Origin of the sequence: Halobacterium noricense (genome assembly GCF_021233435.1) — an archaeon.
Taxonomy (GTDB): Archaea; Halobacteriota; Halobacteria; order Halobacteriales; family Halobacteriaceae; genus Halobacterium; species Halobacterium noricense.
Window position 1 is genome coordinate 107054 of the sequence record NZ_CP089468.1, and the last position, 12603, is coordinate 119656.

At 68.0% G+C, this 12603-nt stretch carries 14 protein-coding genes; 7 read left to right on the forward strand and 7 right to left on the reverse strand.

Annotated features, from left to right (window positions below):
• Nucleotides 1–187 precede the first annotated feature (187 nt).
• Complete coding sequence (locus tag LT974_RS00610; RefSeq protein WP_232588610.1) at nucleotides 188–1174, forward strand: ornithine cyclodeaminase family protein; 987 nt, start codon at nucleotides 188–190, stop codon at nucleotides 1172–1174.
• Nucleotides 1175–1547: 373 nt separating this feature from the next.
• Nucleotides 1548–1949 (forward strand): Hsp20/alpha crystallin family protein, encoded by a 402-nt coding sequence (locus LT974_RS00615; protein WP_232588611.1) that lies wholly within the window; start codon nucleotides 1548–1550, stop codon nucleotides 1947–1949.
• A 24-nt stretch (nucleotides 1950–1973) separates the two neighbouring features.
• Here the strand turns inward: LT974_RS00615 and LT974_RS00620 are convergent, their stop codons facing one another.
• A complete protein-coding gene (locus LT974_RS00620; RefSeq protein WP_232588612.1) occupies nucleotides 1974–2444 on the reverse strand; it encodes a hypothetical protein in 471 nt (156 codons plus the stop codon).
• A gap of 131 nt (nucleotides 2445–2575) precedes the next feature.
• On the opposite strand from LT974_RS00620, the gene leuS reads away from it, so the two are divergent.
• Nucleotides 2576–5521, forward strand: coding sequence for a leucine--tRNA ligase (gene leuS / locus LT974_RS00625; protein ID WP_232588614.1), 2946 nt, complete (start codon nucleotides 2576–2578; stop codon nucleotides 5519–5521).
• A 50-nt stretch (nucleotides 5522–5571) separates the two neighbouring features.
• Nucleotides 5572–5760 (forward strand): DUF7535 family protein, encoded by a 189-nt coding sequence (locus LT974_RS00630; protein WP_232588616.1) that lies wholly within the window; start codon nucleotides 5572–5574, stop codon nucleotides 5758–5760.
• 302 nt (nucleotides 5761–6062) lie between these two features.
• On the opposite strand, the gene engB is transcribed toward LT974_RS00630, so the two are convergent.
• Complete coding sequence (engB, locus tag LT974_RS00635) at nucleotides 6063–6680, reverse strand: GTP-binding protein EngB (RefSeq protein ID WP_232588618.1); 618 nt, start codon at nucleotides 6678–6680, stop codon at nucleotides 6063–6065.
• A gap of 112 nt (nucleotides 6681–6792) precedes the next feature.
• Here engB and LT974_RS00640 point away from each other — a divergent pair, with 112 nt between their 5' ends.
• Together LT974_RS00640 and LT974_RS00645 are read left to right on the forward strand one after the other, a co-directional pair.
• A complete protein-coding gene (locus LT974_RS00640) occupies nucleotides 6793–7545 on the forward strand; it encodes an SIMPL domain-containing protein (RefSeq protein WP_232588620.1) in 753 nt (250 codons plus the stop codon).
• A gap of 48 nt (nucleotides 7546–7593) precedes the next feature.
• Entirely contained in the window at nucleotides 7594–8889 is a 1296-nt protein-coding gene (locus tag LT974_RS00645; RefSeq protein WP_232588624.1) for a TIGR00341 family protein, read from the forward strand.
• Here the strand turns inward: LT974_RS00645 and LT974_RS00650 are convergent, their stop codons facing one another.
• The gene (locus LT974_RS00650; RefSeq protein ID WP_232588627.1) at nucleotides 8890–9876 is read right to left on the reverse strand and encodes an NOG1 family protein; all 987 of its coding nucleotides are present in this window, start codon (nucleotides 9874–9876) and stop codon (nucleotides 8890–8892) included.
• Nucleotides 9877–9968: 92 nt separating this feature from the next.
• On the opposite strand from LT974_RS00650, the gene LT974_RS00655 reads away from it, so the two are divergent.
• Nucleotides 9969–10325, forward strand: a complete 357-nt coding sequence (locus tag LT974_RS00655; protein WP_232588629.1) for a DUF5518 domain-containing protein — start codon at nucleotides 9969–9971, stop codon at nucleotides 10323–10325.
• Here LT974_RS00655 and LT974_RS00660 read toward each other — a convergent pair.
• Genes LT974_RS00660 through pdxT form a run of 4 tightly spaced genes read right to left on the reverse strand, consistent with a single transcriptional unit; the run spans nucleotide 10322 to nucleotide 12572 of the window.
• Nucleotides 10322–11179, reverse strand: a complete 858-nt coding sequence (locus tag LT974_RS00660; RefSeq protein ID WP_232588630.1) for an alpha/beta fold hydrolase — start codon at nucleotides 11177–11179, stop codon at nucleotides 10322–10324. The two genes, LT974_RS00655 and LT974_RS00660, sit on opposite strands and share 4 nt — an antisense overlap.
• Nucleotides 11180–11222: 43 nt before the next feature.
• On the reverse strand, nucleotides 11223–11507 hold the full coding sequence (gene hisE, locus LT974_RS00665; RefSeq protein ID WP_232588632.1) for a phosphoribosyl-ATP diphosphatase: 285 nt from the start codon (nucleotides 11505–11507) through the stop codon (nucleotides 11223–11225).
• Nucleotides 11504–11950 (reverse strand): bifunctional nuclease family protein, encoded by a 447-nt coding sequence (locus LT974_RS00670; protein WP_232588635.1) that lies wholly within the window; start codon nucleotides 11948–11950, stop codon nucleotides 11504–11506. Before LT974_RS00670 ends, hisE begins: the two co-directional genes overlap by 4 nt.
• A 22-nt stretch (nucleotides 11951–11972) precedes the next feature.
• Complete coding sequence (gene pdxT / locus LT974_RS00675) at nucleotides 11973–12572, reverse strand: pyridoxal 5'-phosphate synthase glutaminase subunit PdxT (protein WP_232588637.1); 600 nt, start codon at nucleotides 12570–12572, stop codon at nucleotides 11973–11975.
• Nucleotides 12573–12603 lie beyond the last annotated feature (31 nt).

Genomic DNA, 12603 nt, shown 5'->3' on the forward strand with positions numbered 1-12603 from the left:
TCGGGGGTCCTCGGGGCCCGCGCCTGACGGCGCGGTGAATCGCGCGGCTCCGCCGCGCGAATGCTCCTCTGCCCGCTCCGCGCTGCACCGTCGGCTGACTACTCGCGATTTTCTTTCGGAACCGCCGGACAGCGGCGGCTATCGACACAAGGGAGGTTCTAAGTGCGGTGCCTGCAATTTTTGCGGCATGGAGACGCTGCTGCTCAACAAGGAAGACGTCAGCGAGAACCTCCAAATGGCGGACCTGATTCCGGCCGTCGAGGACGCGTTCGAGGCCTACCAGACGGGCGACGCCCAAATGCCCTCGAAGTCCTACATCGACCTCCCGGAGTACAACGGCGACTTCCGGTCGATGCCCGCGTACCTCGACGCCGGCGACTGGGACGCCGCCGGCATCAAGTGGGTGAACGTCCACCCCGACAACCCCACGCACTACGACCTCCCGACCGTGATGGGGACGATGGTGTACTCCGACCCCGAGAACGCCTACCCGCTGGCCATCATGGACGGTACCGAACTCACGATGCAGCGCACGGGTGCCGCCGCAGCCGTCGCCACCGACTACCTCGCAATCGAGGACGCCTCCAGTTTCGGCGTCGTCGGCGCGGGCGTCCAGTCGTACACCCAACTGGAAGCCATCGCCACCGTCCGCGACATCGAGGAAGTCGTCGTCAGCGACGTCAACGAGGACGCCGTCCGCGCGTTCGTCGAGCACTTCCAGGACCGCTTCGACGTCCGCGAAGGCTCCATCAGCGACGCCGGCCACTGCGACGTTCTCTCGACGGTCACCCCCGTCGAAGACCCCATCGTCTCTCGCGAGGACGTCGGCGATCACACCCACATCAACGCGATGGGCGCGGACGCCGAAGGCAAACACGAACTCGCCGACGACTTACTCCTCGACAGCAAACTCGTCATCGACGACCACGACCAAACGACGCACTCCGGCGAAATCAACGTCCCCTACCACGCCGGTGTGCTCGGCGACGACGACATCTACGGCGAAGTCGGCGAACTCGCCACCGGCCTCAAGGACGACCGCACCGCCGACGACGGCATCACCGTCTTCGACTCCACGGGACTCGCCATCCAGGACATCGCCGCCGCCCACGTCGCCTACGAACACGCCGACGAACACGACAACGGCTACGGTTTCGACATGCTCGGGGTCTAGAACGCACTTTTTGCTGTGGGAGGGCACCTGCGGCGCTCTCCTCTGCTCACGGGGGCGTCGGGCCGTCTGTTCGCGGGCCGTCGGCCCGCTCACATGGTATGGGGAATCTCCGGTTCCGCACTATTCGCACGGCCAGCGGGACCTCCGGTCTCGCTCGGCTGGCAAAAACTTGCGGAAAAAGCGCTCCTCCGTCGGTCCGCTTCGCGCTCACGGCTACGCCGTTCGCGCATTCCGAGGCGCGTAGCGCCTCGCGTCCCTCAGTCGTCGGCCTCCACTCACTCGCTACGCTCGTTCGTGGAGTGAACCGCTCGTCAACAACCACAGCACTCGGCTAGCCAGTAGACTTTCCGCGGTTCGCGGCGAATCCGGAAGTATGGCACGAGGCAGCCCGTTCGACGAGTTGGAGCGACTGCTGGACAAGATGAACGACGCACGCGAGCGCGCCGGCGGCGGGCTCGCGGTCGACGTCGAGGACGAGGACAACCAGTTCGTCGTGACCGCGGACCTCCCCGGCTTCGACAAGGAGGACATCGACGTAGAGCTCCACGACCGGACGCTGCGCATCGAAGCGCGCCACGAGGAAGGGGTACAGGAGGAAGGCGAGGACAACTACGTCCGCCGGGAGCGCAGCAAGCGCTCGCTCTCGCGGAGCGTCACGCTCCCCGAGGAAGTCGACGAGGAAGGTGCGTCCGCATCCTTCGAAAACGGCGTGCTGACCGTGACGCTCCCGAAGTCCCACACGAGCGAGGAGTCCACGAGCGTCGACATCGAGTAGCGTCGCAGACGACGCGAGTTCTTCTCAGACGCGGCCCGTGATACGGTCGGCGGCGCGCTCGACGGCGTCCCGCCAGTCGCCGGGCGGGTCGTCGCCGCGGACCGGCGGCGCGAGCGCGAGGTCGACGGCGTGGTAGTCGAAACCGTCGAGGGCGTCGGCTGCGAGACCGCCGACGAACTCGGCGTTCTCGCGCTTCGAGGAGTGGCCGCCGTCCGTCAGCGCGTAGTAGTCGCTGAACAGGTGCACGAGGACGACCGGCCGGTCGAGCGCACCGTCGGCGGCGTGTCGGGCGAGTTTCACGGGGTTGTTCGCGGGGTCGGCGCGTCGCATCTCCACCTCGACGAGTACGAGCGGCGCGGCCGCCGAGTCGGGGACGCCGGCGACGTCGACGGGCGTGCGCCGGACGTACCACTCGGTCGTCCACTCGCGGTCCGGGTCGCGGGCGGCGAGCGCGGCGCGGAGGCGTGCGTGCACGGCGTCGGTGAACTCGCCCACGAGCTCGCGAGAGACGCCGGGGCGTGAAAGAAGTTCTGCGTGCGCCGACACCGGCAAATGAGTCCGAGAAGCGAACAGGCCGCACAGTCACGATGGGAGGGCTTTTGCCCCGGCAGAGTGTCACACCGGATATGACCTACGAGCCACGGGAAGTCGAGCGGAAGTGGCAGGACCGCTGGGAGGACGGCGGCCGCTACCACGCCGACCCGCCGGCGAACGCCGGCGAACGAGCGAGCGGCGACGCCGAGAGCACCGACGAGGACGCGACGTTCGTGACGGTCCCGTACCCGTACCCCTCCGGCGGGATGCACATCGGGCACGCTCGCACGTACACGGTGCCGGACGTCTACGCCCGCTACCGACGCTTGCAGGGCGACAACGTCCTGTTCCCCATCGCGTGGCACGTGACCGGCACGCCAATCGTGGGTGCCGTCAACCGCCTCCAGAAGCGCGAGGAAGAGCAGATGTCGGTGCTACGGGACACCTACGACGTCCCCGAGTCCGAACTCGAACAGTTGGAGACGCCGATGGGGTTCGCGCGCTACTTCATCGAGAACCACTACAAGCAGAACATGAAGTCCCTCGGCCTCAGCATCGACTGGCGGAGGGAATTCACGACCAACGACGAGCGCTACTCGAAGTTCGTCACGTGGCAGTACGAGACGCTGCGCGACCACGGGCGCCTGGAGAAGGGCCTCCACCCCGTGAAGTACTGCACCGACGAGGAGAACCCCGTCACCACCCACGACCTGCTCGAGGGTGAGGAGGCGGAGTTCCAGGAGTACACGCTCGTCAAATTCCGGAAGGGCGACACGGTCGTGCCGATGGCGACGCTGCGCCCGGAGACCGTGCGTGGCGTGACGAACGCGTACATCGACCCGGACGCGAACTACGTGGAGGCGAACGTGGACGGCGAGACGTGGCTCCTCAGCGACGAGGCCGCGGAGAAACTCGTCCTCCAGCAGCGCGACGTCGAGATTCTCGACCGGTTCACGGGCGAGGCGCTGGTCGGCGAGCGCGTCACCAACCCCGTCACGGGCGAGGACGTGCTCGTGCTGCCCGCGAGCTTCGTGGACGCGGACAACGCCACGGGGATCGTGATGTCCGTGCCGGCGCACTCGCCGGACGACTGGATGGCCCTGCAGGAGGCCAAACGCGCGGCGCGAAGCGCCGCGGAACGAGCGAGCGGCGACAGCGATGCGCCACGAGCAGCCGACGACGAGCGGCTGCGCGAGTACGGCATCGACCCCGCAGAGGTCGAGGAGATTCAGCCGAAGGCCATCATCGACGTAGACGCCTACGACGACCCGTTCCCCGCGCGGGCGGCCGTCGAGGAGCACGGCATCGAGGGAAGCGACGACCCCGCGCTCGAAGAGGCCACGCAGGAGGTGTACAACCGCGAGTTCCACGCGGGCGAACTGAAGGACATGTACGACGAGTACGCGGGTGCCGTCGTCGAGGACGTCCGCGACGAACTGGCCGAGCACTTCCGCTCGACCGGCGAGTTCGACTCGATGTACGAGTTCTCCGAGGAGGTCGTCTGTCGCTGCGGCGGCGACGTCGAGGTCGCCAAGCAGGACACGTGGTTCCTGACGTACAGCGACGACGACTGGAAGGAACTCGCCCACGACGCGATTAGCGAACTGGACGCGCGCCCGGACAGCGCCGGCGACCAGCTCGACCACACGGTCGACTGGCTCAACGAGTGGCCGTGCATCCGGAACTTCGGGCTCGGCACGAACCTGCCGTGGGACGACGACTTCGTCATCGAGCCGCTGTCGGACTCGACGGCGTACATGTCCTACTACACCATCGCCCACCGGCTCCAGGACGTGCCGCCGGCGGAGATGGACCGGGAGTTCTTCGACACGCTGTTCTACGGCGAGGACGCGGTCGACGACCCCGACGAAACTGCGCTGGACCTGCGCGAGGAGTGGGACTACTGGTACCCCGTCGACCAGCGCGTCTCCGGCAACGACCTCATCTCGAACCACCTGACGTTCTACCTCTTCCACCACACCGACCTCTTCGAGGAGGCGAAGTGGCCGGAGGGAATCACCGTGATGGGGATGGTGCTGCTGGAGGGCGACGCGATGTCGTCCTCGAAGGGCCACGTCGTGCTCCCCACCGAGGCCATCGAGGAGTACGGCGCGGACACGGTGCGGTTCGTGCTGTTGAACTCCGCTGAGCCGTGGCAGGACGTCGACTGGCGCGACGACGAAGTCGGCACCACGAAAGACCAGCTCGCGCGCTTCTACGAGCGAGCGCAGGACGTAATAGCGGACGCCGAGGGCATCGGCGACCGCGAGGACGTCGAGCTGAAGCGCATCGACCGCTGGCTGCTGTCGAAGCTCCAGTCGACGATTCGGGACGCGACGGACGCGATGGACGAGTTCCAGACGCGCGCCGCCAGCCAGGAGGCGTTCTACCACTTCGAGGAGCACCTGACGTGGTACCGCAAGCGCACGGACCTCGACCGCGACGGCGCGCGGTGGACGCTCCGCGACGTGCTGCGGACGCGACTCCGCCTGCTCGCGCCCATCGTGCCGTTCCTCTCGAACGAACTCCACGAGCAGCTCACGGGCGAGCCGGTCGGGCAGGACGACTGGCCGGCGGCCGACCCCGAACTGGAATCCGAGCGCGTGGAGGTCGAAGAACAGCTCGTGGAGTCGCTGACCGACGACGTGCGCGAGGTCATCGACGTGACCGACACCGACCCCGGCCAGATTACGGTGTTCACGCCCGCGCCGTGGAAGCAGACCGTCTACGAGACGGTCCGGGAGACCGGCACGGACATCGGCGCGGTGATGGGGAAAGTGATGCAACACGAGAGCCTGCGCGAGAAGGGCGACGCGGTCAACGACCTCGTGCAGGACCTCGTCGCGGACGTCCGCGAGCGCTCCGCCGAGGAGTTGACGGCGCTCGACGAGGTCGACGAGCAGGACGTCTACGAGAACGCGGCGGGCTTCCTCGCGCGCCAGTTCGACGCCGACGTCGATGTCGTCCCCGAGACCGAAACTGACGCCGAGCGCGCGTCCCGCGCGGTGCCGTTCCGTCCGGCCATCGAACTCGAATAGCGGTCCCGGCGGCCAGATTGCTTTTTCCGCGCCCAGTCGAACCCCGACGCATGAGCGACCAGAACGACGAAGCGCCGCGGAGCGTCCGACGACACGCGGAGGTGCGGCGGAATCCCGAGATGACCAGCGTCGGCTACGCGATGCTGCTCGGCCTGCTCGTGTTGCTGCTGCCGCTACTGCCGTTCCTCGTCATCATCTGGATCATCGCGCGGCTCACGGACTACGCTGCCGGACGCTGAACAGCCGTGGACGAGCATTCGCGGTGCGAGCGGTCTGACAGACCCGAGCACCGCGATTCACCGAGCGCGAACATAGTGAGCGCTCGGGCCGACGAGCGACCGTAGGGAGTGGTTCGAAAGGCGCGAAGCGCCTTTCGTCATCACGAAAGACGGCGGAGCCGTCTTTCGAACGACGAGGAGTGCTTTTTCCGCAAATTTTTGCCAGCCGAGCGAGACCGAAGGTCTCGCTGGCCGTGCGAACGGGCGCGGAGCGCCCGTGAGCAGAGAGCGGCCGCAGGCCGCTCGCGCAGCAAAAAGTGCGTTTAGAAGAACTTCTTCAGGTCGTCGCGCTTCTCGGCTTCGAGGTGCGTACGGATTGCATCGTCGAAGGCACCGGTGCGGCCGTGTTTGGCGGCGATGGGGGCGATGGTGTCCTGCCACTGCTTCCACGGAGGGTGGAGGCCGAGGCGGTCGGCGATGTCGTCGAGGCGTTCGTCGCGGTCGTCGACTTTGTCCATCTTGTTGACGGCGACGACCGGCTGGATGTCGAGGTCCTGGAGGAGGTAGAACAGTTCGACGACGTGGGGGATTTCCTCGTCGCTGGTGTGGCGGTCGATGATGTCGACGGCGGCTTTGCCGTCGAGAACGAGCACGCCGACCATGATGTGCTCGGCGTTGTCTTCGAGGTAGCGGACGACGTCGGTCTTGATGCGTTCGCGGACGTCGTCCTCGACGCCGGACATGAACCCGAAGCCGGGGAGGTCGGTGACGACGAAGTCGTCGCTGGTCCAGTCGTAGTGGTTGGGTTTCCGGGTGACGCCGGGTTTCTGGCCGGTCGCCACGCTGTGGCCGGTAATCTCCCGCATGAGCGTGGACTTGCCGACGTTCGACCGACCGACGAGGACGACCTCGTCGCTTCGGTCGGGGCGGGTGTCGAACATACCGTTCGTAGCCGGTCGGCGGGGTTAAGTCCCGCGTCCGGCGGCGCACGCTCAAACGCGGGTTTCACTCTGAACGAGGTTGAAGGGGTCGCCCGTCGTAGCGTGGTGTGTGATGCGACAGCAAACACTCCTGCTCGCGGTCCTCGGTACCGCCCTGCTGGTGACCGCCGGCGTCGCCGGTGCCCTCACTCTCGGGAGCGGGTCGGCGACAGCCGGCCAGGCAGCCCCCGAGGGACAGTCGATTACAGTTTCCGCGGACGGCACCGTGGAGGCGTCGCCCGACCAGGCAGTCGTCCGGGTCGCGGTGACGGCCACCGGAAACGACTCGTCGGCGGTCCGCGACGAGATTGCCGAGCGCGCCGGGGAGATGCAGTCGGCGCTGGAATCGTACGGTATCCCCTCGGAAAACGTCCGCACCGCGCACTTCAACATCCGGCAGGAGCGCGAGCGGACCGGCAACGGCATCGAGCGCGGCCAGTACGTCGGCACGCACGCGTTCGAAATCACCGTCGAGGACACCGGTGCGGCCGGCGAGGTCGTCGACACCGCCGTGAACAACGGTGCCGACCGCGTGGACGGCGTCTCGTTCACGCTCTCCGAACAGAAGCGCGAGTCCCTCTACCAGGACGCGCTGACGAACGCGATGGGCAACGCGGAGACGCGCGCCGCCACGCTCGCCGACGCCGGCGGGCTCTCGGTGACGGACACCCACACCATCGTCTCGACGAACACGAACTACCGCGCGTACCAGGTGGAGACGGCCGCGATTTCGAGTGGTGCCGCGGCGTCCGGGACGTCCGTGGAGTCCGGCCCGGTCACCGTCACCGCGGACGTCCGCGTGACGTACAACGCGACCGTCGCCTGAGCGGTCGTCCCCTGAACGCTTTTCTTCTGCCCCCGTGAACGCGCAGTCGTGCGACTCGTTCAGGCGACCGTTCCGACGGGCAAACGCGAGGCCGTCCTCGACGCGCTCGACGACGAGGGCATCGACTACGTGGTCAGCGACGAGACCAGCGGCCGCGACTACAACGCCGTCGTCCACTTCCCGATACCGACAGAGGGCGTCGAGGACGCGCTGGAGGCGCTCCGCTCGGCGGGGCTCTCCGAGGACTCCTACACCGTCGTCCTGAGCGCGGAGACGGTCGTTTCCCGGCACTTCGACGACCTCGAAGAGCGCTACACCGAGGAGGAGGAGAACGGCGACAAAATCGCCCGCGAGGAGCTCGTCGCGCGCGCCAAGGACCTCGCGCCGTCGCGGCGCACGTACGTCGTGATGACGCTCGTCAGTACCATCATCGCGACCGCGGGCCTACTGTTGGACTCGCCGGCGACGGTCGTCGGCTCCATGGTCATCGCGCCGCTGCTGGGCCCCGCGATGTCCGCGAGCGTCGGCACCGTCGTCGACGACGAGGACCTGTTCCGGCGCGGCGTCTACCTCCAGTTGGTCGGCGTCGTGCTCGCCGTCGTGGGCGCGGCGGCGTTCGCGTTCTTCGTGAAGTTCACGAACGTCGTCCCGCCGGGGTTAGACGTGCTGACGCTGTCGGAGGTCAGCGAGCGCCTGCGCCCGGACTTCCTCTCGCTGGTGGTCGCGCTCGGGGCCGGCGTCGCGGGCGTGTTCAGCCTGATGACCGGCGTCTCCTCGGCGCTGGTCGGCGTCGCCATCGCCGTCGCGTTGATTCCACCGGCGGCCAGCGTCGGCATCGGCATCGCGTGGGGCGTCCCGACGCTCGCCGTCGGGTCCGGCGTGCTCGTCATGGTGAACGTCCTCTCCATCAATCTCGCGGCGCTGGTCGTGCTGTGGTACTCGGGCTATCGCCCCCAGCGGTTCTTCGAAATCGGGCAGGCGCGCTCGGCGCTGCTGAAGCGCGGTGCCGCGCTCGTCGTCGCCATCGTCGTGCTGTCGGCGTTCCTCGGCGGCGTCACGTACACGTCCTACCAGTCCGCCACCGAGGAACAGGCCATCAACGACGCCGTCGGCGACGTCCTCTCGCAGTCCCAGTACGAGGACGCCGCGCTGCTGGACACGCGCTACGAGTACGAACAGGGGTTGATTCAGCGCGAGTCACAGCGCGTCGTCGTCACCGTCGGCGTCCCGCCCGGCGCTGACTACCCCGGGCTCTACGACCGACTGAACGAGCGCGTCGCCGCGACGACGGACCACGACGTCGCCCTAGAAGTCAGGTACGTCTACCGCCAGCGACCGGACTGACTACTCCTCGTGGGGGAGCGTCGGCTCGTGGCCGACGGCCTCGACCGCCGCGTCCAGCGTCTCCTGGACGCCCTCGCCGTTCTCGACGCTCATGTAGCAGTCCGCTGCCACGTCCTCGGAGAGGTCCGCTTTGTTGCAGACGGTCACGAGGGGGACGTCGCCGAACTGGTCGGCGACCTCCGCGCGGAGCGCGCGCTGGTCCTCGAGCATGTACCCGCACGTCTCGCTGGCGTCGAGGAAGAACAGGATAACGTCGCCGGCGTGCGCGAGCGCTGAGACGGCCTGGTTCTCGATTTCGTTGCGCTCGTCGACCGGCCGGTCGAGCAGGCCGGGCGTGTCCACGATTTGCCAGCGCACGCGCTCGACGTCGAGGTGGCCGACCTCGATACCCTTCGTCGTGAACGGGTACTCGGCGGTCTCGATGTTCGACGTCGAGACCTCGTTGACGAACGACGACTTGCCGACGTTCGGGTAGCCCGCGACCACGATGGTCGGGTCGTCGGGGTCGATTTCGGGGAGATTCTTCAGGGCGTCACGGGCGCGGCCCACGGCGTCGAGGTCCTCCTCGATTTGGTCCATCACGGAGCCCATGCGCGCGAACCCCTGCTTGCGGACTTTCCGCATCGAATCCGTGTCGCCCCGGGGGAGCTTCCCGATGTACTCCCGGCCGAGGTCGTGGGTCTTGTTCGCCGCCCACGAAATCTCGGAGAGGTGCTGGCGGAGCGCGTCTATCCCACGGTCGTCGTCGAACTCCCGTCGGAGCACGGCGTCCGCGAGTTCGTAGTAGAACGGGTCGACAGTGTCGAAGTCCGGCCACGCCGTCACGACGTTGTGGAGGTTGTCACCGAGGATGTTCGACGACGTCTGCAGCATCGACTCCTGGGCCTCGTAGCCGCCCTTCGCGCGGCCCGCCCGGGCTGCCCGCGAGAACGCCTTGTCGAGGAGCTCCTCCGACGTCGGCGTCGTCGGCAGGTTCTCGAAAATCATACGGCGAAGTAGGCCCGCGGGACGTAAAAGCACACGTATCGGCACCGACGCGGCCCGCGAGGCTTTTCGGTGTCGCCCACCTCTCCCACGGTATGGTCAACTGGCGTGCGGTCCTCACTGGGTTCGCCGTGGAGTTCGTGCTGGGCGTGTTCGCGTTCGCGCTCCCCGGTATCGGGCACGCGGCCGCCGGCCTCGTCGGCGGGTTCGTCGCGGGCTGGCTGGCAGACGACGGCGTCTGGAGCGGAGCCGCCCACGGCTTCCTCGCGGGCGCGCTCGGCGGCCTCCTCGTCGCCGTGCTCGTCCTCGTGCTCGGCGTCGTGTTCTCCGCCACCGGCCTCCTGCCGGTCGGCCTGCTCGGGCTCGGCGTCGGCACGATAGCGCTCGTCTTCTTCGGCCTGCTCGCCATCGACAGCGCCGTCGCGGGTGCTGTCGGCGGTTTCCTCGCCTAGCCCCGCGCGAACTCGTGGACCGCGTCGGCGAGCTGTTCGGGCGCGGTGTTGATGCCGAGGTGCCCGACACCCGCTAGCTCGGCGCGCTCCGTCTCCGCGAGCGCGCTGTCCAGCACCTCTACACCCTCGCGGAGGTGTTCGGGACCCTGTTCGCCGAGCACGAGGAGCGTCGGTACGCCCGTCTCCGGGTCGTCGAGGTCGTAGTCCTCCACGACCTCGATTTCGCGTGCAACCGTCCCCACGATGCCCGCGGCCTGCGCGACCGCCGGCTGCGGGAGCAGGTCGGCAGCGCCGACCGCGTCGAGGAACACTTCGACGGCATCGACGCGGTCGCCGTCCGCGAGGCGCGCGCGTATCCGCTCGGCGAGGTCGCCATCGTGGTGCTCGCCCACCAGAATCGAGGGCTCGTACAGCACCAGCCGGTCGATGTCCAGCCCGGCCGCGGCTTCGAGCGCGACCAGCCCGCCGAAGGAGTGCCCGAGCACGATGGGGGCGTCGCCGACAGACTCGACAACCGCTCGGAGGTCCTCGACTTCGCGCTCGAAACGGTACTCGTCGCTGTCACTGCTCGCGGCTCCACCGTCTTCTCGCGGGCGCTGCCCGCTCGAATGGTTCGAGAGGCTCCGTCCCTCGCCACTCGCTTGTTCCGCGTCCTCACGCTGCTCGGACGCGCTACTTCTACCTCTGCCACGCCGGTCGTAGGTCACGACCTCGAAGTCGTCGGCGAGGTGGGGCACGAGGTCGCGGAAACTCTCCTTGCGCGCGCTGGTCCCGTGGACGAGTACGAGCGGCTGGCCGTCGCCGTGCGTTTCGTACCCGAGCTCGGTGCCGTCCGCAGAAGTGACAGCGTGCATGTGCCGGGCTTTCGCGCCCGGCTACTTGAGCGACACTAGTCGGCTACCGCCGCGCTTCCAGTTCGTCCAGCAGGTCCTCGGCGTCCATGTCGTGCTGGGCGAGCACGACGAGCATGTGGTAGATGATGTCCGCGCCCTCGTGGGCGAGTTCGTCCTCGTCGCCGTCCTTCGCGGCGAGCAGGAACTCCGTGGCTTCCTCCCCGAGCTTCTCCAGAGCGGCGTTCTCGCCCTTCCCGTGCGTGAACAGCTCCGCCGTGTAGGAGTCCTCGGGCAGCGTCTCCTTGCGGTCCTCGATGACGGCGAACAGTTCGCGGAGCACGTCGCTCACGCCGCCATCACCTCGCGGATGTCGTCGAGGTCGTCGAACTCCGCGGGGTCGCGGCGGCCGTCCTCGAAGACGGCTTCCGCGACCTCGATGGGGGCGTCGATGCGTGCCGCCAGCGCCAGCGAGTCGCTCGGGCGCGCGTCCACGACCGCCCCGCCGCGCGGCGTGTCGACGTGGAGGTCCGCGTAGTACGTCCCCTCGTCGACGTCCGACACGGAGACGTGGTCGATGCGGCCGCCCAACTCCTCGACGAGGTCGAGCGTGAGGTCGTGGGTCAGCGGCCGCCCGATGTCCGTGGCGTCCAGCCCGCGTGCGATGCTCGTCGCCTCCTCGAAGCCGACGAAGATGGGGAGCACGTCGTCCTCGCCGTCGACGCCGACGAGCACGACCGGCAGCGGGCCGTCCGGCGTCCCCGCCACGCGGACGCCGTCGATGTGTGCGTTCATGCCCATGTTTTCGCGAGGACGCTCAAAAGCTTGCCTCCTCGTTCAGGAAGAACGCGAGGTCGTGCAGCCGCGAATCGTTCGTGAGCTCCGGATGGAACGACGTGCCGACGACCGGGCCGTCGCGGATGGCGACCGGGTTCCCCTCCCAATCCGCGAGCACGTCCACGTCCTCGCCCACTTCCGCGACGAGTGGGGCGCGGATGAACACCGCGGGGAACGGCTCGTCCAATCCCTCGACGGAAAGCGGCGCTTCGAAGGAGTCCTTCTGCCGGCCGAACGCGTTCCGGTCGACGGTCGCGTCCACGAGGTCCAGCGTCTGCACGCGGTCGTCGTTGGCGTCCGTCGCGGAGACGATGAGGCCCGCACACGTCGCCAGCATCGGTTTGCCGGCGTCGACGTGTGCCTTCACTTCCTCGTCGATGCCCTCCCGGACGAGCAGCCGCGAAATCGCGGTCGATTCCCCGCCCGGCAACAACAGGATGTCACACTCGGGAACGAGCCCGGAGCGCCGAATCTCGGTGACCTCGGCGTCCAGCCCGTGCTCGTCGGCGGCCCGACGGATGGCGTCCGCGTGCTCGGAGACGTCCCCCTGCACGGCGACGACGCCGGCGCTGACAGTCATGTGCCCGCTTACGAACCGCCACGGAAAAAGC

Excerpts from the sequence above, each read along its gene's own strand:
- LT974_RS00630 (WP_232588616.1), top strand. The coding sequence starts at position 5,572 with ATGAGCGACCAGAACGACGAAGCGCCGCGGAGCGTCCGACGACACGCG.
- LT974_RS00650 (WP_232588627.1), bottom strand. The coding sequence starts at position 9,876 with ATGATTTTCGAGAACCTGCCGACGACGCCGACGTCGGAGGAGCTCCTC.
- pdxT (WP_232588637.1), bottom strand. The coding sequence starts at position 12,572 with ATGACTGTCAGCGCCGGCGTCGTCGCCGTGCAGGGGGACGTCTCCGAG.
- LT974_RS00670 (WP_232588635.1), bottom strand. The coding sequence starts at position 11,950 with ATGAACGCACACATCGACGGCGTCCGCGTGGCGGGGACGCCGGACGGC.
- LT974_RS00615 (WP_232588611.1), top strand. The coding sequence starts at position 1,548 with ATGGCACGAGGCAGCCCGTTCGACGAGTTGGAGCGACTGCTGGACAAG.
- LT974_RS00640 (WP_232588620.1), top strand. The coding sequence starts at position 6,793 with ATGCGACAGCAAACACTCCTGCTCGCGGTCCTCGGTACCGCCCTGCTG.
- LT974_RS00660 (WP_232588630.1), bottom strand. The coding sequence starts at position 11,179 with ATGCACGCTGTCACTTCTGCGGACGGCACCGAGCTCGGGTACGAAACG.
- engB (WP_232588618.1), bottom strand. The coding sequence starts at position 6,680 with ATGTTCGACACCCGCCCCGACCGAAGCGACGAGGTCGTCCTCGTCGGT.
- LT974_RS00655 (WP_232588629.1), top strand. The coding sequence starts at position 9,969 with ATGGTCAACTGGCGTGCGGTCCTCACTGGGTTCGCCGTGGAGTTCGTG.
- leuS (WP_232588614.1), top strand. The coding sequence starts at position 2,576 with ATGACCTACGAGCCACGGGAAGTCGAGCGGAAGTGGCAGGACCGCTGG.
- LT974_RS00610 (WP_232588610.1), top strand. The coding sequence starts at position 188 with ATGGAGACGCTGCTGCTCAACAAGGAAGACGTCAGCGAGAACCTCCAA.